The organism is Acidovorax sp. Root70, from assembly GCF_001428225.1.
GTDB lineage: Bacteria > Pseudomonadota > Gammaproteobacteria > Burkholderiales > Burkholderiaceae_C > Acidovorax.
Genome location: NZ_LMHQ01000009.1, coordinates 1 through 17,533, shown reverse-complemented (window position 1 = coordinate 17,533; position 17,533 = coordinate 1). Strand labels below are relative to the sequence as shown.

The window sequence follows — 17,533 nt, the reverse complement described above, 5'->3', positions numbered from 1 at the left end:
GGCGTGGCCTGGGTGTGTGGGTGAGCTGTGCAACAAAGACGCAAAGAAAAAACTCCAGGAGACAAGCACATGAAGATGAGCATGAAGAACCCGCGTTTTCGTCCTTTCGTTCCCGCCGTGCTGGCTGCGGCTGTGTTGGCTGCCTGCGGCGGCAGTGATGGCGACAGCGCCGCACTCAACACCAAGCTCGTGTACCTGGGCGCCATCAGCGAGGCCACGTACGACGGCACCAGCAACGACCTGCTCACGGCGGGCCTGGGTGCCACAGGCCTGGCAGCCGCGGTGCCACCGGCCTATGCCGACCCGCTCAAGCCCACCGCGACCGAGCTGCGCCGCACCGCCATCCACACCAATTACCGCGCCATGCTCGACATGACAGCGGCCGGCGGCTACGGCACGCTGTATGGTCCCAATGTGGACGCGCAGGGCAAGGTCACCACCGGCGAAGGCAAGGTGGCGGGCACCGAATACATCGCGTTTGCGGACGACGGCTCGGGCCGCAAGAACGTCACCCTCATGGTGCAGGTGCCTGCCAGCTTCGACCCCAAGAAGCCCTGCATGATCACTGCGACGGCCTCGGGTTCGCGCGGTGTGTACGGCGGCATTTCCACCGGCGAGTGGGGCCTCAAGAAGGGCTGCGCCGTGGCGTACTCTGACAAGGGCACGGGTGGCGCACCGCACGACCTGCAGAACGACACCGTGCCGCTGATCGACGGCACCCGCACCACGGCGACGGCAGCGGGCAAGGCAGCGGCCTTCAATGCAGGGCTCACCGCCACCGAGCTGGCGGCCTTCAATACCGCCACCCCCAACCGCTTTGCCTTCAAGCACGCCCACTCGGGCCAGAATTCTGAAAAGGACTGGGGCACCACCACCCTGCAGGCGGTGGAGTTTGGCTACTACGTACTCAACCAGCGCTACGGCGCCACCGATGCGGCAGGCCAGCGCCTCAAGACGCTGACCCCGGCCAACACCATCGTGATTGCCTCCAGTATCTCCAACGGTGGCGGTTCAGCGATTGCTGCGGCCGAGCTGGACACGCAGGGCCTGATCAGCGGCGTGGCAGTGTCCGAGCCCGCCATCGAGATGCCTGCCAACCCCGGTGTCACCGTGCGCCGTGGCAGTGCCGATGTGGCCGTCACCGGCAAGACACTGGTGGACTTCACGACCTACGCCAACCTGTACCAGGCCTGCGCATCGCTGGCGCCATCGGTCAGCACCAGCCCTTACGCCGCCGCCTTTGCCGCAGGCTTTGGCAGTGCGGCCCTGCCGATTGCGCCCAATCGCTGTGCCTCGCTCAAGGCGGCAGGCCTGCTCACGGCCTCCACCACGGCCACGCAGGCCGAAGAGGCTTTGCAAAAGCTGCGCGCCTACGGCTGGGAGCCGGAGTCCAACGACCTGCATGCGTCGCTGGCTGCGTTTGAAGTCGCTCCGGCGGTTGCTGTCACCTTCGCCAACAGCCTGTCGCGCGCCAGCGTGAAGGACCACCTGTGCGGCTTCAGCTATGCGGCCACGGCAGCCACGGGCGCGGTGACGACGCTGGCCCCTGCCGCGCTGGCGGGCATGTTTGCCACGGGCAACGGCGTGCCTCCATCGGGCGGTATCAACCTAGTCAACAACCTGGGCAAGCTGGGCCCCGCGCGCGATTTCCTGTCGGTGTCTGACGCGGGTGTGGCTGACTGGAACCTGAGCGGTGCGCTGTGCCTGCGCAACCTTGTTGTTGGCAATGACGCTGCGGCCAAGAAGCTGCAGGCAGGGGTGGACGAAACCCGCCGTAGCGGCAACCTGCGCGGCAAGCCTGCCGTCATCGTGCATGGCCGTGCCGACGCGTTGCTGCCCGTCAGCCACACCTCGCGCCCCTACGCTGCGCTGAACAAGAAGGTCGAAGGCGCCGCCAGCAAGCTCAGCTATGTGGAAGTCGCCAATGCCCAGCACTTCGACAGTTTCATTGGCTTGCCCACCGTGCTGCCTGGCTACGACACCCGCTATGTGCCGCTGCACGTGTACCTGAACCACGCGCTCGACGCCGTGTACGACCACCTTGCCAGCGGCAAGGCGCTGCCCGCCAGCCAGGTGGTGCGTACGGTGCCACGTGGCGGCACACCGGGCAGCGCCCCGGCCATCACCGCCGCGAACGTGCCTCCGCTGGCTACCACGCCCGCTGCCGCCAACGCCATCGCCATCACGGCGGGCGCCATTGCCATCCCGGACTGACCCAAGGAGCTTTGCCAGACGACACGCCGTCACCGTTGCCTGCCGGGCACGCGCATGGGCTGTCTGCCCCTGCGCCGCCCGTGGGCGCGGCTGCAACAAGCCAGTCAACCAGGGAATGAACCGACATGGAAAAAATGAATACATGGGGCCGCCGCTTGGCGGCAGCGCTGGCGGTGATGTGGGTGGGTGCCACAACGCCCTCGCTGCACGCTGCCGAGATTGTGGTGGGGCAGGTGGCGCCGCTCACCGGCGTGCTGGCCAGCACCGGCGCGCAGATGGTGCTGGGCGGCAAGATCTATTTCGACTGGGTCAATGCACAGGGTGGCGTGCACGGCGCCAGCATCCGCCAGGCGGTGGCCGACGATGGCTACAAGGTGGCAGACACGGTGACCCGCACCCGCGAGCTGCTGGCCAAACCCGAGGTGGTGGCCCTGTACGGCTTTGCAGGCACGGCCAACATCACCCAGCTGCTGTCGGATGGTGTGCTGGAGCAGGGCGGCGCCGCGCTGGTGGCGCCGTACACGGGGGGTGAGTCGCTGCGCAACCCGTTCAACCCCTGGATCTTTCATGTACGTGCCGGTTATGCCGACGAAACCGAGCACATGGTGCAGCAGCTCACCACCCTGGGCATGAACCGCGTGGCGGTGATGTACCAGGACGATGGTTTTGGCAAGGCGGGCCTGGCAGGGGTGGAGGCAGCGCTGGCCAAGCGCAACCTCAAGCTCGTGGTGTCTGCAGGCTACGAGCGCAATACCGACAAGGTGGATGACGCCGTCAAGGCCATCAAGGCCGCCGATGTGCACGCGGTCATCATGATTGCGGTGAACAAGCCTGCGGCGGCCTTCATCCAGCGCTACCGCGAGCAGGGCGGCGGCGCGCAGCTGTACAACATCTCGGTGGTGGACCCGACGGAGCTGGTCAAGCTGGCAGGTCTCAAGAACGCGCACGGCCTGGGCATCAGCCAGGTGGTGCCATACCCCTACCGGCCGCAACTGCCCGTGGTGCGCGAGTACCAGACGCTGCTGAAAAAGTACGCCCCAGACGCCGAGGTCAACTACACCAGCTTCGAGCAGTTCCTCGGTGCCAAGGTACTGGTCGAAGCCCTGCGCCGCGCCGGGCCTGCGCCCACACGCTCCAAGGTGGTGAAGGCGCTGGAGTCATTGCAAAGCTATGACCTCGGCGGCATCACGCTGGGCTATTCGCCCACCAACCGCATTGGCTCGCGCTATGTCGAGGTTACCGTCATCGGCAGCAACGGCCGCCTCATGAAATGAGCGCGGCTCAAAAAACTCTCCTGGCGTCGTTGTTGCGTCTTGCCGTACTTTCAGTACTGTCTGCGACGCAACGCCTAGCCAGGACCGCTTCGCTGAGTTTTGTGAGCCGCTACCCGTCCACAGGTTGTTTTGTCCGCAGCCTGCATCCCTCCACCGACTCACAAGGTTGCCCACCATGACTCCGTTATCGCGCTACACCACCTGCGCAGGCTATGAAATCCATTACATGGAATGGGGCGCGCCGGATGCCCCCGTGGTGATTGCGTGGCACGGGCTGGCGCGCACCGGCCGCGACATGGACCCGCTGGCCGCCCACCTCGCATCGCGCTACCGGGTGATCTGCCCCGATACGCTGGGCCGGGGCCTGAGCCAGTGGGCGCGCGCGCCGCAGGACGAATACCGCCTGTCGTTCTACGCGCGCATTGCGGCCGACCTGTTTGACCAGTTGGGCATCGAGAAAGCGCATTGGGTGGGTACGTCCATGGGCGGCGCTATCGGTACGGTCTGCGCATCGGGATTGTTCGAGCCGCAGCTCAAGGGCTGCATCCAGAGCCTGCTGCTCAACGACAACGCCCCCCGTCTGGCCGATGCGGCGCTGGAGCGCATCAAGGCTTATGCGGGCCATCCGCCCGCATTCGACACGGTGAAGGAGTTGGAGGCGTTCTTTCGGCAGGTATACAAGCCGTACGGCTGGCTTAGCGATGACCAGTGGCGCCTGCTCACCGAGAGCAGCACCCGCCGCCTGCCAGATGGCCGTGTCACGCCGCATTACGACCCCGCCATGGTGCAGCAGTTCACGCACCACACCAACGACTACCTGATCTGGGACCACTACGACGCGCTGGACGTTCCCGTGTTGTGCCTGCGCGGGGCCGAGTCGGATCTGGTGCTGCCAGACGTCACTGCCGAAATGTTGACCCGGGGCCCAGGATCACGCGGCCAGGCCCAGGTGGTGGAGGTGTCCGGCTGCGGCCATGCCCCTGCGCTCAATGTGCCTGAGCACTACGCGCTGGTGGACGGGTTTCTGGCGAGCTCACAAGGCGGGCAATAGCCTGTCTGCCCGTCTGCCCATCCGCCCGCGCTATTCGCTTCAGCGTGGCACGCCGGGCCCGCAGCCCAAGGCCTGGCTCAGCTGCTCGGCAGGGATGGCCCAGTCGGCGTCCGCTGCAATCGCCTCGCGCAAAAATTTGGCCTGTGCGGGCGACCACACCGCCACGTCCGGTAGCGTGAAATTGACCGCCGTCGTGCGATGCGTTGCGATGAACGTGGTCATCGATGCTTCGTCGGACGGCAGCCCCAGTTGATCAAACAGGTCGGACATGGTGTGAATACCGGTTTCCATGGGGAAATCCTTTGTGTGTTGGGTGAGAGAGCCGGCAGGGCATACGCATGCCAGCATGCCTAGCCTGGGCACTATTGCAGCATGCCCTGGCAGATCGGGATGTAGGACGGCCACGGAGTTGCAGCGCCGCCCGCACAAGGTGTGAGACCGGCGGTACCCCGCCATTGCGCAGCGGGCCGCTCATCGTGGCTACACCGTACCGATGGGGCGGCAGGGCGCGCCAGCCCCGGACTCAGGCGGCCAGCTGCGCCAGCGCGGCTTGCAGGCCCGCCAGACCACCCACGCGCTGGTCATTGATGAAGATCTGTGGCATCTGTCGCACCGATGGCCCGCATTTGGCATAGAACGCCAGGCGCTCGGCTTCGTCATCCATCTTGATTTCTTCGTAGGGCAGTGAGCGGGATTTGAGGAGCATCTTGGCCGACTCGCACTGGGGGCAGGCGGACTTGGAGTACACGGTGATTTGAAGGGTCATGACGTAAGTTTACGGGGCAGGGCATGCATCTGTCGGCGCGCGGGTCGCTGGCGGGTGCGTTCTTTTTTCGGAGTGGTTTACCATTCGGTTTGTTTTGTGACCGATTGGTAATTTATGTCTCCGATGCTCCTCTGGATCCGCCGTTCGATGCTGCTTTTGTCGGCGGCTCTTGTTGTGGCCTTGATGGGCTGCTCAACCACCGCTCCGCCCCCGGGCGTCACCCCTGTCACGCCGTTTGACCTGTCCCGGTACGAGGGCCGCTGGTACGAGGTAGCGCGGCTCGACCACTCGTTCGAGCGCGGCATGACGGACGTGAGCGCCACCTACCAGCGCCAGCCGGATGGCAGTGTGCGCGTGCTCAATCGGGGTTTTGATACCGGCAAGAACGATTGGCGACAGGCGGAGGGCAAGGCCCTGTTCACGGGCGATGCCAACACCGCCTCGCTCAAGGTCTCGTTCTTCGGCCCGTTCTACGGCGGTTATCACGTGGCCGCGCTCGATGCCGGCTACCAGTGGGCCCTGGTGGTGGGGTCGGACCGCAGCTACTGCTGGATCCTGTCGCGCACCAAAACACTTGCACCCGCCGTGCGCGAACAGCTCATCGCCCGTGCCCAAGCACTGGGCATTGATGCGCAAGCCCTCATCTGGGTCACCCACGAACGCACCGACCCGCAGCCATGAGCGCATTCACTCAAACACTCCCCATCGCCGTCATCGGCGCAGGCCTGGCGGGCCTGTCGTGCGCGCAGGCCCTGCTGCTGGCAGGGCACACCGTGCATGTGTTCGACAAAAGCCGGGGCCCGTCTGGCCGTATGAGCACGCGCCGCGCCGAAGATGCGGCAGGCCCCTGGCAGTGTGACCACGGAGCGCAGTACTTCACCGTACGCGATCCGCAGTTCCGCGCTGAAGTCGCCCGCTGGCAGCAGGCCGGTGTGGCCGCGCAGTGGGATGCACGCCTGGCCAGTTTTGACGGCAAAACCTGGACCGCACCGCATACGCCTCTGGAGCGTTTTGTGGGCACGCCGCGCATGACTTCGCCCGCGACCTGGCTGGCGCAGGTAGGCGAGCGCGCCCACACCCAGTGGCAGACCACCGTGCGGCAACTGGAGCGCCACCCTGACGGATGGGCCATCACCTCGGCCGAACAGGGTCTGCATCCCCAGCGCTACAGCGCAGTGCTGCTGGCCCTGCCTGCGCCCCAGGGGGGGCCGTTGCTGACTGACGTGGCTCCTGCCGGTGCCGCTGTGGCGGGCCGCGCCCGCATGCGTGGCAGCTGGGCCGTCATGCTGCGTTACGGCGCGCCTGTGGCTTTACCGTGGGATGGCGCTTTCATCAACGCCGGCCCGCTGCGCTGGGTAGCGCGCGACAGCAGCAAGCCCGGCCGTGCAGGGCCAGAAACCTGGCTGCTGCACGCCAGCGCCGAGTGGAGTGACACGCATATCGAAGACAGTGCAGACAGCGTGATCGCTGCCTTGCTTGCCGCCTTTGCGGCCCTGGGCGGGCCCGCACCCCTGGCGGCCACGGCCCACCGCTGGCGCTACGCGGATACCGAACCTGCCCTCACCCTGGGCTGCTGGTGGGACGCGGACGCCCGCCTGGGTCTGTGTGGAGACTGGCTGAATGGCGGCAAGGTGGAAGGCGCCTGGCTCAGCGGGCGCGCGCTGGCGCGGCAGGTCGCACACGTCGCTTGAACTCGCAGGCCCCACATGCGCATGCGCAAGAAGTCCGATCTGCCCCAAAAGACCTGCCAACACTGCGGCCTGCCGTTCACCTGGCGCAAGAAGTGGGAGAAGGTGTGGGACGAGGTGAAGTACTGCTCTGACCGCTGCCGCAGCGAACGCAAGCGCTCGGGCCTTGGCACGGGGGAGGGCACAACCCCATGAGCATTGTGCTGTTCTGGTTCCGCAACGACCTGCGCCTGCACGACCAGCCCGCATTGCACGCAGCCCTGGCCAGCGGCGCCACGCACCTGCTGCCGGTGGTGTGCCTGCCCGCAGCCGATGAATCCACGCCTTGGGGCTTTGCCCGCGTGGGCGTGCACCGCCGTACCTTCACTGCTGCCGCTTTGCGCGGGCTTCAAAGGCAGATGGACGCACTGGGTAACCCGCTGCTCATCTGCCAGGCACCGCCCGCCACTGCCTTGCCGCAACTGGCCCGGGCCATCGGTTCCACCACCGTGGTGTGCGAAGACATTGCCGCCCCCTACGAGCAGGCCGAGGTGGCCGCACTGCGCGCCGCTGGCCTGCAGGTGCGTACTGTGTGGCACAGCAGCCTGCTGCCGCCGTCGCGCATGCCGTGGCCGGTAGACCAACTGCCGGGCGTGTTCACCAGCTTCCGCCAAAAGGTCGAGCGTGCAGGCATAGCTCCCGCTGCGCCATTGCCGCTGCCGACCCAACTGCTGCTGCCGCCCGATGTGCCCGCGCCCGTGTTGCAGGCCGTGGGCGCAGTGCAGGGCGCTGCGAGCATCCAGCCCCCTGAGTTGCCCCAGGGCAGCGATGCCCGTTCATCCTTCCCCTACGGCACGCCTGCCTGCGATGGCAGCGAGGCCGCCGCACTAGGCCACCTGGCACAGTACCTGGCCCGCAAGCTGCCCCACAGCTACAAGGACACTCGCAACGGGCTCACGGGGTTGGACTACTCCAGCAAGTTCTCGCCCTGGTTGGCTACCGGCGCGCTGTCTCCGCGCCAGATTTATGCCGATCTGAAAGCCTTTGAGCGCGACCACGGCGCGAACGATGGCACCTACTGGCTGTGGTTTGAGCTTTTGTGGCGTGACTACTTCCGCTTGCTGCACCTGCAGTACGGCGCGGCGCTGTACCGGGCGCGGGGCCTGTCAGCACTGCCGCCCACCCCACACAAACCGCGTGGCTTTGAACGCTGGTGCCGTGGCGAGACCGGTGAGCCGCTGGTCGATGCCGCCATGCGCGAGCTGGCAGCCACTGGCACCCTCAGCAATCGCCTGCGCCAAGTGGTCGCCAGCTACCTCATCTACGACCTGCACAGCGACTGGCGCGCAGGTGCTGCATGGTTTGAATCGCAGCTGGTGGACTACGACGTGTACAGCAACCAGGGCAACTGGCTCTACATCGCCGGACGCGGCACCGACCCGCGCGGGGGGCGCCGCTTCAACCCCATCAAGCAGGCGCAAGACCACGATGCCGACGGCAGCTACCGCCGCATGTGGGGCACGCTATGAGCACGCCGCAACCGCGAACGCACACCCTGCGCCTGCTGCTCGGCGACCAGCTCAACCCCGAGCATTCATGGTTCGCCACGCAGGACGAGGGCGTGGTCTACGTGCTGATGGAAGTGCGGCAAGAGACCGACTACGTGCTGCACCACGCGCAAAAAATCCTCGCCATCTTTGCTGCTATGCGTGACCTGGCCCGGCACCTGCGCGAGGCGGGGCACCGTGTGCGCTACGTGGCGATTGACGACGCCAGCAACCGCCAGTCGATGCCTGACAACCTGGCCGCCCTCGTGGCCCACTACGGCGCGCACACGCTGCAATACCAGCACCCCGACGAATGGCGGCTAGACGAGCAACTGCGCATCTGGGGGGCGGAGCAGTCCTTCACTGTGCAGGCCGTCAACAGCGAGCACTTCTACACCACCCGCACCGAAATGGCCGAGGTATTCAAGGGCCGCAAGCAATGGCTCATGGAGCACTTCTACCGCCGCATGCGCCAGCGCCACAGCGTGCTGATCGACGAGGCTGGCGAGCCCGAAGGCGGCCAATGGAACTACGACCACGACAACCGCAAACCCTGGCCTGGCACGCCCGCGTTGCCGCCCGACGCCCGCCCCATGCACGACCACAGCGCCCTGTGGGCCACCATCCAGGCCGCAGGCGTGCAAAGCTTTGGCAATCCGCAGGCCCACGCACTGCGCTGGCCACTGAACCGGGCGGAGGCGCTGGCGTGGCTGGGCCACTTCATCACCACCACGCTTCCGCACTTTGGAGCGTACGAAGACGCCATGAGCACGGGAAGCAGCCGGCTCTTTCACTCGCTGCTGTCTTTCGCGCTCAACACCAAAATGCTGCGCCCGCACGAGGTGGTGCAACGTGCCCAGGCCGCCTACCACGCAGGCGTTGCGCCTCTGCCAGCGGTAGAGGGCTTCATCCGCCAGATCCTTGGCTGGCGCGAGTACGTGCGTGGCATTTACTGGGCCCACATGCCCGGCTACGACGAGCGCAACGCCCTGGGCCACCACACGCCGCTGCCCGAATGGTTCTGGACGGGCAAGACCCATATGCGCTGCATGCAGCACGCCGTGGGCCAGTCGTTGGAGCATGCATACGCCCACCACATCCAGCGCCTCATGGTCATTGGCAACTTTGCGCTGCTGGCGGGGCTCGACCCCGCCGCCGTGCACCGCTGGTACTTGGGTGTGTACATCGACGCCTTCGAATGGGTGGAGGTGCCCAACACTGTGGGCATGAGCCAGTTTGCCGACGGCGGCTTGCTGGCCACCAAACCCTACGTGAGCAGCGCCGCCTACATCGACCGCATGAGCGACTACTGCAGCGGCTGCCATTACGACAAGAAGCAAAAGTTGGGCGACCGCGCTTGCCCGTACAACGCGCTGTACTGGGACTTTTTTGCGCGCAACGAAGGCACGCTGGGCAGCAACTTTCGTCTCGGCATGGTGTACCGCCAGTTGCAGAAGATGGAGGGCCCGCAGCTCGATGCACTGCGCGAGCACGCCGCCAGTCTGCGCACGCGGCTGGATACGTTGTAGCCAACCGCGCACTGCACCGTCACTTCACTCACTCCATCCACCGGAGCCGCCCCATGTCGTCGCCTTCATTGCAATCCCTTCCTCAAGGCTATCGCGCCCTCGTCATTGGTTCCAGCGGCGCCATCGGCAGCGCGGTGCTGGCCCACCTGCAGGCCGACCCGCGCTGCGCTCTGGCTGTGGGGTTGGGCCGTCACACCATCCCGGCGTTGGATCTGGACGACGAAGCCACCATTGCCCGTGCCGCTCAGCAGCTCCAAGCGCAGGGCCCATGGCACTGCATCCTCCACGCCGCAGGCATGCTGCATGGCCCCCACGGCATGCCTGAAAAGCGCCTGGGCCAGCTCAATTACGCTCAGATGGAGGCCACCTTCCGCACCAACACCTTCGGCCCGGCGCTGGTGCTGGCGCACTTTGCTCCGCTACTGCCCAAGCAGGGGCGCAGCCTGCTGGCTGTGCTGTCTGCTAAGGTGGGCAGCATTGGCGACAACCGCCTGGGCGGCTGGTACAGCTACCGCGCTTCGAAGGCCGCACTCAACATGTTGCTCAAAACTGCGTCCATTGAAGTGGCTCGCAGCCACCCCCAGGCGGTGCTGGTGGCACTGCACCCGGGTACGGTCAACTCGGCGTTGTCCGCCCCGTTCAAAGGCGCAGAAATCGGTCGCCCCGCTGCCGATGCCGCAGGCGACCTGCTGCGGGTGCTGGACGGGTTGGGGGCGCAGGATACCGGCAGCTTCTATGCCTACAACGGCGAGCAGTTACCGTGGTGATGCGGCGCGTGACGGTGCAGCGATTGGCTACGGGTTGGATACCGAAGATCGCTGGTGGGCGGGCGCCAGCGAAGGAACTCCATCAAACACGTTACAGATGGAAATCACCCGCAGCTTCGGGTTGGTAAAGCACTTTCTCAATCCGGATATGGCAGGTCCGGTTTGGAACCCGCCAGCTGAAGGCATCGCCCTCCTTGTAGCCGAGGATCGCGGTGCCAATGCCGGAGCACACCGACAGCTTTCCGGCACGGTCGTCCGCATCCTCGGGGTAGACCAGCGCCACTTCCATCGCTTCGTCATCCACCTTCAGCAGGGCCTTGGAGTTCATCGTGACGACGTCCTCTGCCACCTGCCGTGGATCGACCACGATGGCGCGCTCGATCTCATGCTCCAGCTCGAAGATTTCCGAACCACGCTCGAACTCCAATAGGCTCCTGAGCCGGGCCTTGTCGATCTCGGTGATGTAGATGTCAGCCGTGTGCGCCGCAGGGCTCTCGCGCAACAGCCGGCGATAGCGCTCTGAGCTCATGACCAGCGACGTGATCGCAGGCGTTTCGTTCTCCAGCCAGAAACCGCTGCGCACAAAGGCCTTCAGTGATCGTGCGTTGTCCGGGTGGATCTTGGCGATGAGCCGTTCGGCACGCATATCGAAGAACGCGAGCTTCATGCCCTCGCGGATGGCGCCTGCTCCTAGCTTGCGGCCCCAGTTGTCGCGGTTGCCGATGACCAGGACCATTTCGCAGTCTGTGCCCGCCTTGACGAGCCGCACGAAGCCGACCGGCACGTCATGCTGGTCGTAGGCCATGAAGAACCGGCCGCCCTGGTTGAACAGATGCGTCAGGATCGGCAACTGCACCCGGCCGATGACCTGCTCGATGAAACGGGAGACATGGCGCGAGTCGCTCAGGTAGCGGGTGACGTCCTCGTCTTCCAGCCAGTCCATCAGAGTCAGCGCGTTGGCCCGGGTGATCTCGGGGCACAGAGAAATGAAAGGCTTGTTCATCTTCACCACCTTTGGTTTCAAGAATGAAAGCCTTTCAGGGCGGTAGCCGCGACGGTTCTTTCGACGTAGCTCTAATTTTAAGCCACCGCCTTTGCGCGAAGGGTGCGGCTCAGGCAAAGCACCTGCTTTGTGCTAATCGGACAGCCCGGCCAACCCCTCCGCCAGCGCCTCAAACACCAGTCGAATCCGCCGAGAGGTACGTAGTTCGCGGTGCGACACCAGCCAGATCGGGAAGCGCAGGGGCGGTACGTCGTCCAGCACGCGGACCATGCTGGGCGTCTCGTGGGCAATCTCGTCCATCATGGCGCCAATGCCCAAGCCCTGGCGCACCAGCGCCCAATGGGTCACCGTGTTGTCCGCGTAGCAGGTGAAGTTGCTCTCGCTCAGGTTCAGTCCGTACTGGCGCAGATAGGCAAGATATTGGCCGTTCCGGTCTGAGCCCACAAACGGCAATTGCGCAGCATCGTCCGCGGTGCGCGGATGGCCGTGGACCTGGACCCAGGTTTCGGCTGCATAAAAGTAGGCCTTCGCCTCGCGCACCAAGCGGGCGATCAGTTCGGGCTGCTCGGGCTTGACATGGCGGATGGCAATGTCGGCCTCGCGGCGCAGCAGGTCGCTCAGCGCGTTGGAAGAGATCACCTCGACAGCAATGCCCGGCTCTGCAGCCCGCAGGCGTTGGACGATGGGAGGCAGCAGGTAGGTGGCCACGGCGTCGGTGGCCGACACCGAGACCACGCCTCCCACGGCTTGCGACCGGCCGCTGGCGGCCAGGCCCAGAGCCTCTGCGGCGGCGCCCATGCTGCGGGCGTGCTCCAGCAGATCCAGCCCGGTGGGAGTGAGCACCATGGCCTTGCCCACGCGCTCGAACAGGGTCACCCCCATCTGCTGTTCAATGGCCGCCACCTGCCGGCTCAGCGTGGGCTGGGTCAGCCCCAGCTTGCGAGCGGCGGCAGACAGCGAGCCGGTCTGCGCCGTGTGCAAAAACGCCTTTAGCTGATTCCAGTCGAGGTTATCCATACGTAAATGTATATGTTCACTGCAATTTGTCGCATTTTCTGCGCTTCGTTGCATGGATAGCATCCGGGTGTCGCCCATTGCATTTTTTGCCTTACCGCTTCTTCGCCTTCACCTGGCCCTGCACCCATGTCCTCTCCTGATATTGCTCCGGTCCCTGACGCTTTGCCCTCTGCTGCGGCCCGACCGGCTGCAGCGTCCAAAGCGCAATTCTGGGACCGCATTGCGCCCAAATACGCAGCCGATCCCATCGCCGACCTGGCGGGGTATGAGGCCACGTTGCAGCGAGTGCAGGGCCTGCTGTCTACCCAGCAAGAGGTGCTGGAGATCGGCTGCGGCACGGGCAGCACGGCCCTGCGCTTGGCCCCCTTCACCCGGAGCCTGCTGGCCACCGATGTTTCGCCCGAGATGATTGCCATTGCCCACCAGCGATTGGCCGCGCAGCCCTCGCCGCAGCTGCGCTTTGCCGTGGCAGACGCCGAGGCCACGTACTTGGGGCAAGAGGTGTACGACGCGGTACTGGCCTTCAACGTGCTGCATCTGACGAGCGACCTGAACGAGGCGTTGAAGCGGCTGGTACTGGCCCTGCGACCGGGCGGGCTACTGATCTCCAAGACGGCCTGTATTGCCGAGATGAACCCGCTGATCCCCTATCTGGCTGTGCCGTTGATGCGCGCCATTGGCAAGGCCCCGCCCTTGCTGTGCCTTGACGAACAGCGTCTGCGGTCGGCCATGTTGCGGCAAGGCCTGCAGATCGTCTGCGTCGAGCGGCATGGCACGCGGGGCAAGGACACCCGCGCCTTTGTCGTGGCCCGCAAGCCGGGCTGAATTTCCCCCTTCCATCACAACGCGTGCGGACCTTTGCGGGGCCGCAGGGGGTTGTTTTGCCTGCTGGTTTTTGCTGCGCTGTTGCAGCGCGTTTTCTGATCCGTTGGTTGAGCCCTAGTTCTTTCGTCCCTATTAACCCCAAGGAGCCTGTCATGTCTGTTCTTTCCCCTTCGTCGGATCGCACCCACCTTGCGCGCTGGTCTGGCAGCGCGCTGATCGCTGTGGCCACCCTGACGCTGGCGGCCTGCGGTGGTGGAGGCTCGGACGGTCACAGTGAGCCGCCAGACGGCGGCTCTGGCGGTGTGGGGCCATCGGTGTCCATCAGCGCGCTGGAAGGAGATTGGTTGCAGAAAGGATGTGTCAAGGCGGGTGCGCAGTCGTTCAAGCGGACCCTGCGTGTGCGCATCACAGGTCAGACCGCCATTGACTACTTCGAAGGCGTGCTGACCTTCAATGGCAACGACTGCGCTGGCGCGTCGCAAGCGGCTGGGCCCACCAAAACGGGAACGGTGACTTTTGCCCGCTCAGAAGCCAACCAGGTATTGGCCGCCCATTGGGGCGAGCTGCGCACCGTCATCGGCACCCGCTCAGGAGCTATCTGGACGCTGCGGCCCAACAACCTGCTGTGCCTTTTGGGCGACGAGATCCCGACCATTCAACCCACACTCGCAGCCGTCGCGTCCAGTGTGGCCACCATCCCCGCAGACAACTGCTTTACCCGCTGACATCCATCCACACCATGACATCTATGACACACATCATTGCCGTGAAATCACGCATGCACCGGCTGTCCGTGAACCCCGTGGCTTGCGTCGTCGCAGCTCTGGCGCTCCTCAGCGGCTGCGCGTCCACCCTCGACCAGGCAGGCCTGGAGCAGCGCACGGGGCAAGCCATTGGCCGCACGACAGGCCAGTTCACCATCACCGACCGGCAGGAGGAAACCGGCGGCCGCATCAACTACACCGTCAACACCCGCGACGGCGCCAGCTACCGGTGCTACGTGTACGGAGTAACGGGCTTTCAGAAGGCCATGACCTTCGGCCAGACACCACACTCCGACGCCATCTGCACCGCCATGGTGGGCGGCGCGGGCAACGGCGGTACCCAGGCACCGGCAGCAGCCGCCCAGCCACAGGGCCGCGGTACGGCCAAGGAATGCAATGCACTGCTGCGCACGGCAGGGCGCTGCTGAATGGCACCGCACCGCTTTGGCCTGCGGGCCACATCCTTGTCTGCAACGGGCCTTGCACCATGAAGCCATGGCACTGGGCCAGCCTGCTGCTGGCGGCCTGCTTGAGCGGTTGCGCCAGCTTGCCCGGCGCCACCACCGACACGGTGGACGGGCGCACGGTGGAATACGTGCAGGCGGGGCAGGGCACGCCCGTGGTGGTGTTTGAGAACGGGCTGGGCGCCCGGCTGGACTGGTGGGCCAAGGTCTGGCCCGACACCGTTGCAGAAACCCGCGCGCTGGCCTACCACCGCGCGGGCTACGGCCGCAGCGATGCGTCCCCCCAGCCGCGCGATGGTGCGCAAGTGGTGCAAGAGCTGCGCGCCTTGCTCCGGGCCCGCCAGCTACCGCCGCCCTATGTACTGGTCGGCCACTCGCTGGGCGGCCTGTACATGCAGCTGTATGCGCGCCAATACCCCGCCGAGGTGGCCGCGCTGGTGCTGGTGGACTCCACCCACCCCGAGCAGATGCGCGGGGCGGGCAACCCCGACCTGTGGCCGACCTGGCTGAAAGTGGCCTTCCGCCTGGGCACCTCTGACGTGGTCAAACAAGAGCTGGCAGCGCTGGACGCCACCGGGCAGCGCGTTGCCAGCCTGCCGGTGGACCCATCGGTGCCCGTGTTTGTGCTGAGCGCACTGCAAACCCCGGGGGCTTCGTCTGCGCTGGCCGAAGATGTGCGCCAAAAACGCGCTGACTTTGCCCACCTCTACCCCGGCTCCACCCAGGTGTGGGTGGACAGCGGCCACGGCATCCCGCTGGAGAAACCCGAAGCCGTGGTCAGCGCAATTCGCGCAGCACTGCAGGCGACCCGCGCGCCCCGCGCCGCAGCGCGAGACGACGGGCACGGGCAAACCGCTCCCGCCCCGGGGCGCGCTGAGGGCAGCGCGCCCGCGCAGTGAGGTACACGTTGGGATGGCTGGTGAGCTGCTGCGCGTACATGCGCTGCGCATTCTGGTGTGCAATCAGTTAGCTATCAATTGGATAGCTATCAGCGCCCGCAAAAAGGGCGCAAAGCACTGATTTGACCTAAAGGCCTGAGCGTGTCACCACTGCCGGCGTGCAGCACGCCCCAGCACAGGCCACACGCTTTCACTGGGCCTTTGCACGCGCCTTACGGCACGCATCGCAGCAAGTGGTGGCGGTCTCGCCCCTGGCAATTTCATCGTGGCGTAGCGGCCAGACCCCATGCCAGAATGACCCGATGAGCACCACCACCTCCTCCCTCCAGTCCAACGCCGACGGCACCCGGGTCACCACCTACACCTGGGCCGAAACACCGGGCCAACCGGTGGGCGTCGTCCAAATCTCCCACGGCTTGGCCGAGCATGGCGAACGCTACGACCGCTTTGCGCGGGCCCTCAACGCCGCAGGCTTCATCGTCCACGCCGTGGACCATCGCGGCCACGGGCGCACGGCCGGTGGCAAGCTGGGTGACTTTGGCAGCGCTGGCTTCGGCGGCCTCATTGCCGACGTGGCCCAGTTCGGCGCGCTGCTGCGTGCGCAGCACGGGCCGCAGCAGCTCCCGCTCTTTCTCTTCGGCCACTCCATGGGCTCGTTCGCAGCGCAGGCGGCCATCGTCGACCATTCATCCACCTGGTCTGGCGTCATCCTGTCAGGCTCCACCGCCCTCGACCTGTTCGCCGCCGCCATGGCCAACGCCCCCGCCGACGCGCCCGCCGGGCTCGCTGCTTTCAACGCAGGCTTTGAACACCGCACCGGCTACGAATGGCTGTCGCGCGATGCTGCCGAGGTCGATGCCTACGTGGCCGACCCGTGGTGCGGCTGGGACGTGCCGCCCGACGTAATCCCCTCGCTCTTCGCCCCCGCGCCCCGCCTGGCCGACCCCGCACAACTCGCGCGCATCCGCAGCGACCTGCCCATCCTCATCGCATCCGGCGACGCAGACCCGCTGGCCGCAGGCGGCGTCTTGTTGGAGCAACTGGGGCAGCGATACCGGGATGCCGGTGTGGCCGATGTGGCGGTCAAGCTGTACTCGGCGGCGCGGCATGAAATCTTGAACGAGACGAATCGGGATGAGGTGACGGGGGATGTGGTGGGGTGGTTGCGGATGCGTGTTGGGGTGGCGTAGTCGATGCGCAATGCTGTTTAGGCGATTTGTTCGATGCCTGTTTTCGGCCAAAAGCGGCTGTTCGACTTTTACTCGTAGACCTTGCCACCATACAGAATGGCTGCGCAACGAAGCCAGGGGTTACTCAGGTTGCCATCGACGGCCGCAACGCCGCACGCGGCAGCCGCGCCCAGGTATTCGTCAATCGTGCCGTGTTCCCAACCCAGCGCACCGGGTCCGTAGGGACTGCTCGGTGTGACTGCTTCAATCTCGCGTTCCTCTGCGAAGTCGGCCGCCAAGGCCGCAACAAACGTCCGGAACGAGTCTTCGTCTGTCACTTGGCCGAGAAGCTTGTCGAGGTCTTGCGGCATGCGATGTTCCTTGAGTTTGAGATGGCATAAGGACTGTACCCGGCTCCTATGAATGCCCCCTTTCAAGTGGTATCGAACTTCGGCTTTGGGCCCTGAGCCGACGGTGACCATCGTCTCCCAAGAGCCGTCACTGATTTGAAATCGCTTGATTGATGCCGAAAATCGGCCCTTGGCTCTACCGGGCCATGCCAATGACGACGCTATAG

General features: G+C 65.5%; 19 protein-coding genes. 14 read left to right on the top strand and 5 right to left on the bottom strand.

Annotated elements, in window-relative coordinates; genetic code table 11:
• The first annotated feature begins 69 nt into the window (after positions 1–69).
• From ASD94_RS06415 to ASD94_RS06405, 3 genes are all read left to right on the top strand, one after another.
• Positions 70–2,214 carry a D-(-)-3-hydroxybutyrate oligomer hydrolase gene (locus ASD94_RS06415; RefSeq protein WP_056640189.1) on the top strand — a complete coding sequence of 715 codons (2,145 nt, stop codon included), beginning with the start codon at positions 70–72 and terminating at the stop codon, positions 2,212–2,214.
• 125 nt (positions 2,215–2,339) lie between these two features.
• Positions 2,340–3,488: an ABC transporter substrate-binding protein gene (locus ASD94_RS06410; protein ID WP_056640186.1), complete on the top strand. Its 1,149-nt coding sequence runs from the start codon at positions 2,340–2,342 to the stop codon at positions 3,486–3,488.
• 175 nt (positions 3,489–3,663) lie between these two features.
• A complete protein-coding gene (locus ASD94_RS06405; protein WP_056640183.1) occupies positions 3,664–4,539 on the top strand; it encodes an alpha/beta fold hydrolase in 876 nt (291 codons plus the stop codon).
• Positions 4,540–4,578: 39 nt separating this feature from the next.
• Here the strand turns inward: ASD94_RS06405 and ASD94_RS06400 are convergent, their stop codons facing one another.
• Together ASD94_RS06400 and ASD94_RS06395 are read right to left on the bottom strand one after the other, a co-directional pair.
• Positions 4,579–4,830 (bottom strand): DUF2789 family protein, encoded by a 252-nt coding sequence (locus ASD94_RS06400; RefSeq protein WP_015014942.1) that lies wholly within the window; start codon positions 4,828–4,830, stop codon positions 4,579–4,581.
• A gap of 232 nt (positions 4,831–5,062) precedes the next feature.
• Positions 5,063–5,305 (bottom strand): glutaredoxin, encoded by a 243-nt coding sequence (locus tag ASD94_RS06395; protein WP_056640180.1) that lies wholly within the window; start codon positions 5,303–5,305, stop codon positions 5,063–5,065.
• A 123-nt stretch (positions 5,306–5,428) separates the two neighbouring features.
• Here ASD94_RS06395 and ASD94_RS06390 point away from each other — a divergent pair, with 123 nt between their 5' ends.
• Genes ASD94_RS06390 through ASD94_RS06370 form a run of 6 tightly spaced genes read left to right on the top strand, consistent with a single transcriptional unit; the run spans position 5,429 to position 10,815 of the window.
• Positions 5,429–5,986 carry a lipocalin family protein gene (locus ASD94_RS06390; protein WP_235510594.1) on the top strand — a complete coding sequence of 186 codons (558 nt, stop codon included), beginning with the start codon at positions 5,429–5,431 and terminating at the stop codon, positions 5,984–5,986.
• On the top strand, positions 5,983–6,996 hold the full coding sequence (locus tag ASD94_RS06385; protein WP_056640174.1) for an NAD(P)/FAD-dependent oxidoreductase: 1,014 nt from the start codon (positions 5,983–5,985) through the stop codon (positions 6,994–6,996). Before ASD94_RS06390 ends, ASD94_RS06385 begins: the two co-directional genes overlap by 4 nt.
• 15 nt (positions 6,997–7,011) lie before the next feature.
• A complete protein-coding gene (locus ASD94_RS23075) occupies positions 7,012–7,188 on the top strand; it encodes a DUF2256 domain-containing protein (protein ID WP_082576785.1) in 177 nt (58 codons plus the stop codon).
• Positions 7,185–8,501 (top strand): DASH family cryptochrome, encoded by a 1,317-nt coding sequence (locus tag ASD94_RS06380; protein ID WP_056640172.1) that lies wholly within the window; start codon positions 7,185–7,187, stop codon positions 8,499–8,501. The genes ASD94_RS23075 and ASD94_RS06380 overlap by 4 nt, the downstream gene beginning before the upstream one ends.
• Positions 8,498–10,048 (top strand): cryptochrome/photolyase family protein, encoded by a 1,551-nt coding sequence (locus tag ASD94_RS06375; protein WP_056640169.1) that lies wholly within the window; start codon positions 8,498–8,500, stop codon positions 10,046–10,048. Before ASD94_RS06380 ends, ASD94_RS06375 begins: the two co-directional genes overlap by 4 nt.
• 53 nt (positions 10,049–10,101) lie before the next feature.
• Positions 10,102–10,815, top strand: a complete 714-nt coding sequence (locus ASD94_RS06370; protein ID WP_056640167.1) for an SDR family NAD(P)-dependent oxidoreductase — start codon at positions 10,102–10,104, stop codon at positions 10,813–10,815.
• Between the two features lie 91 nt (positions 10,816–10,906).
• Here the strand turns inward: ASD94_RS06370 and ASD94_RS06365 are convergent, their stop codons facing one another.
• Complete coding sequence (locus tag ASD94_RS06365; RefSeq protein WP_056640399.1) at positions 10,907–11,818, bottom strand: bifunctional GNAT family N-acetyltransferase/nucleoside diphosphate kinase regulator; 912 nt, start codon at positions 11,816–11,818, stop codon at positions 10,907–10,909.
• 132 nt (positions 11,819–11,950) lie between these two features.
• Positions 11,951–12,835, bottom strand: coding sequence for a LysR family transcriptional regulator (locus ASD94_RS06360; RefSeq protein WP_056640163.1), 885 nt, complete (start codon positions 12,833–12,835; stop codon positions 11,951–11,953).
• 126 nt (positions 12,836–12,961) lie between these two features.
• Between ASD94_RS06360 and ASD94_RS06355 the strand changes: the two genes are divergently transcribed.
• The 5 genes from ASD94_RS06355 (at position 12,962) to ASD94_RS06335 (ending at position 16,977) form a co-directional block, all read left to right on the top strand.
• On the top strand, positions 12,962–13,660 hold the full coding sequence (locus ASD94_RS06355; RefSeq protein WP_056640156.1) for a class I SAM-dependent methyltransferase: 699 nt from the start codon (positions 12,962–12,964) through the stop codon (positions 13,658–13,660).
• 152 nt (positions 13,661–13,812) lie between these two features.
• Entirely contained in the window at positions 13,813–14,385 is a 573-nt protein-coding gene (locus ASD94_RS06350) for a hypothetical protein (RefSeq protein ID WP_056640153.1), read from the top strand.
• A 14-nt stretch (positions 14,386–14,399) separates the two neighbouring features.
• Positions 14,400–14,852 carry a hypothetical protein gene (locus ASD94_RS06345; protein WP_233247157.1) on the top strand — a complete coding sequence of 151 codons (453 nt, stop codon included), beginning with the start codon at positions 14,400–14,402 and terminating at the stop codon, positions 14,850–14,852.
• Positions 14,853–14,911: 59 nt separating this feature from the next.
• Positions 14,912–15,787: an alpha/beta fold hydrolase gene (locus ASD94_RS06340; protein ID WP_056640147.1), complete on the top strand. Its 876-nt coding sequence runs from the start codon at positions 14,912–14,914 to the stop codon at positions 15,785–15,787.
• Positions 15,788–16,089: 302 nt separating this feature from the next.
• Positions 16,090–16,977 (top strand): alpha/beta fold hydrolase, encoded by an 888-nt coding sequence (locus tag ASD94_RS06335; RefSeq protein WP_056640144.1) that lies wholly within the window; start codon positions 16,090–16,092, stop codon positions 16,975–16,977.
• A 68-nt stretch (positions 16,978–17,045) separates the two neighbouring features.
• On the opposite strand, the gene ASD94_RS06330 is transcribed toward ASD94_RS06335, so the two are convergent.
• The gene (locus ASD94_RS06330) at positions 17,046–17,327 is read right to left on the bottom strand and encodes a hypothetical protein (protein ID WP_056640140.1); all 282 of its coding nucleotides are present in this window, start codon (positions 17,325–17,327) and stop codon (positions 17,046–17,048) included.
• Positions 17,328–17,533: the final 206 nt, after the last annotated feature.

Excerpts from the sequence above, each read along its gene's own strand:
- ASD94_RS06350 (WP_056640153.1), top strand. The coding sequence starts at position 13,813 with ATGTCTGTTCTTTCCCCTTCGTCGGATCGCACCCACCTTGCGCGCTGG.
- ASD94_RS06390 (WP_235510594.1), top strand. The coding sequence starts at position 5,429 with ATGCTCCTCTGGATCCGCCGTTCGATGCTGCTTTTGTCGGCGGCTCTT.
- ASD94_RS06400 (WP_015014942.1), bottom strand. The coding sequence starts at position 4,830 with ATGGAAACCGGTATTCACACCATGTCCGACCTGTTTGATCAACTGGGG.
- ASD94_RS06360 (WP_056640163.1), bottom strand. The coding sequence starts at position 12,835 with ATGGATAACCTCGACTGGAATCAGCTAAAGGCGTTTTTGCACACGGCG.
- ASD94_RS06375 (WP_056640169.1), top strand. The coding sequence starts at position 8,498 with ATGAGCACGCCGCAACCGCGAACGCACACCCTGCGCCTGCTGCTCGGC.
- ASD94_RS06345 (WP_233247157.1), top strand. The coding sequence starts at position 14,400 with ATGACATCTATGACACACATCATTGCCGTGAAATCACGCATGCACCGG.
- ASD94_RS06380 (WP_056640172.1), top strand. The coding sequence starts at position 7,185 with ATGAGCATTGTGCTGTTCTGGTTCCGCAACGACCTGCGCCTGCACGAC.
- ASD94_RS06415 (WP_056640189.1), top strand. The coding sequence starts at position 70 with ATGAAGATGAGCATGAAGAACCCGCGTTTTCGTCCTTTCGTTCCCGCC.
- ASD94_RS23075 (WP_082576785.1), top strand. The coding sequence starts at position 7,012 with ATGCGCATGCGCAAGAAGTCCGATCTGCCCCAAAAGACCTGCCAACAC.
- ASD94_RS06365 (WP_056640399.1), bottom strand. The coding sequence starts at position 11,818 with ATGAACAAGCCTTTCATTTCTCTGTGCCCCGAGATCACCCGGGCCAAC.
- ASD94_RS06410 (WP_056640186.1), top strand. The coding sequence starts at position 2,340 with ATGGAAAAAATGAATACATGGGGCCGCCGCTTGGCGGCAGCGCTGGCG.
- ASD94_RS06335 (WP_056640144.1), top strand. The coding sequence starts at position 16,090 with ATGAGCACCACCACCTCCTCCCTCCAGTCCAACGCCGACGGCACCCGG.
- ASD94_RS06370 (WP_056640167.1), top strand. The coding sequence starts at position 10,102 with ATGTCGTCGCCTTCATTGCAATCCCTTCCTCAAGGCTATCGCGCCCTC.
- ASD94_RS06340 (WP_056640147.1), top strand. The coding sequence starts at position 14,912 with ATGAAGCCATGGCACTGGGCCAGCCTGCTGCTGGCGGCCTGCTTGAGC.
- ASD94_RS06405 (WP_056640183.1), top strand. The coding sequence starts at position 3,664 with ATGACTCCGTTATCGCGCTACACCACCTGCGCAGGCTATGAAATCCAT.
- ASD94_RS06355 (WP_056640156.1), top strand. The coding sequence starts at position 12,962 with ATGTCCTCTCCTGATATTGCTCCGGTCCCTGACGCTTTGCCCTCTGCT.
- ASD94_RS06385 (WP_056640174.1), top strand. The coding sequence starts at position 5,983 with ATGAGCGCATTCACTCAAACACTCCCCATCGCCGTCATCGGCGCAGGC.
- ASD94_RS06395 (WP_056640180.1), bottom strand. The coding sequence starts at position 5,305 with ATGACCCTTCAAATCACCGTGTACTCCAAGTCCGCCTGCCCCCAGTGC.
- ASD94_RS06330 (WP_056640140.1), bottom strand. The coding sequence starts at position 17,327 with ATGCCGCAAGACCTCGACAAGCTTCTCGGCCAAGTGACAGACGAAGAC.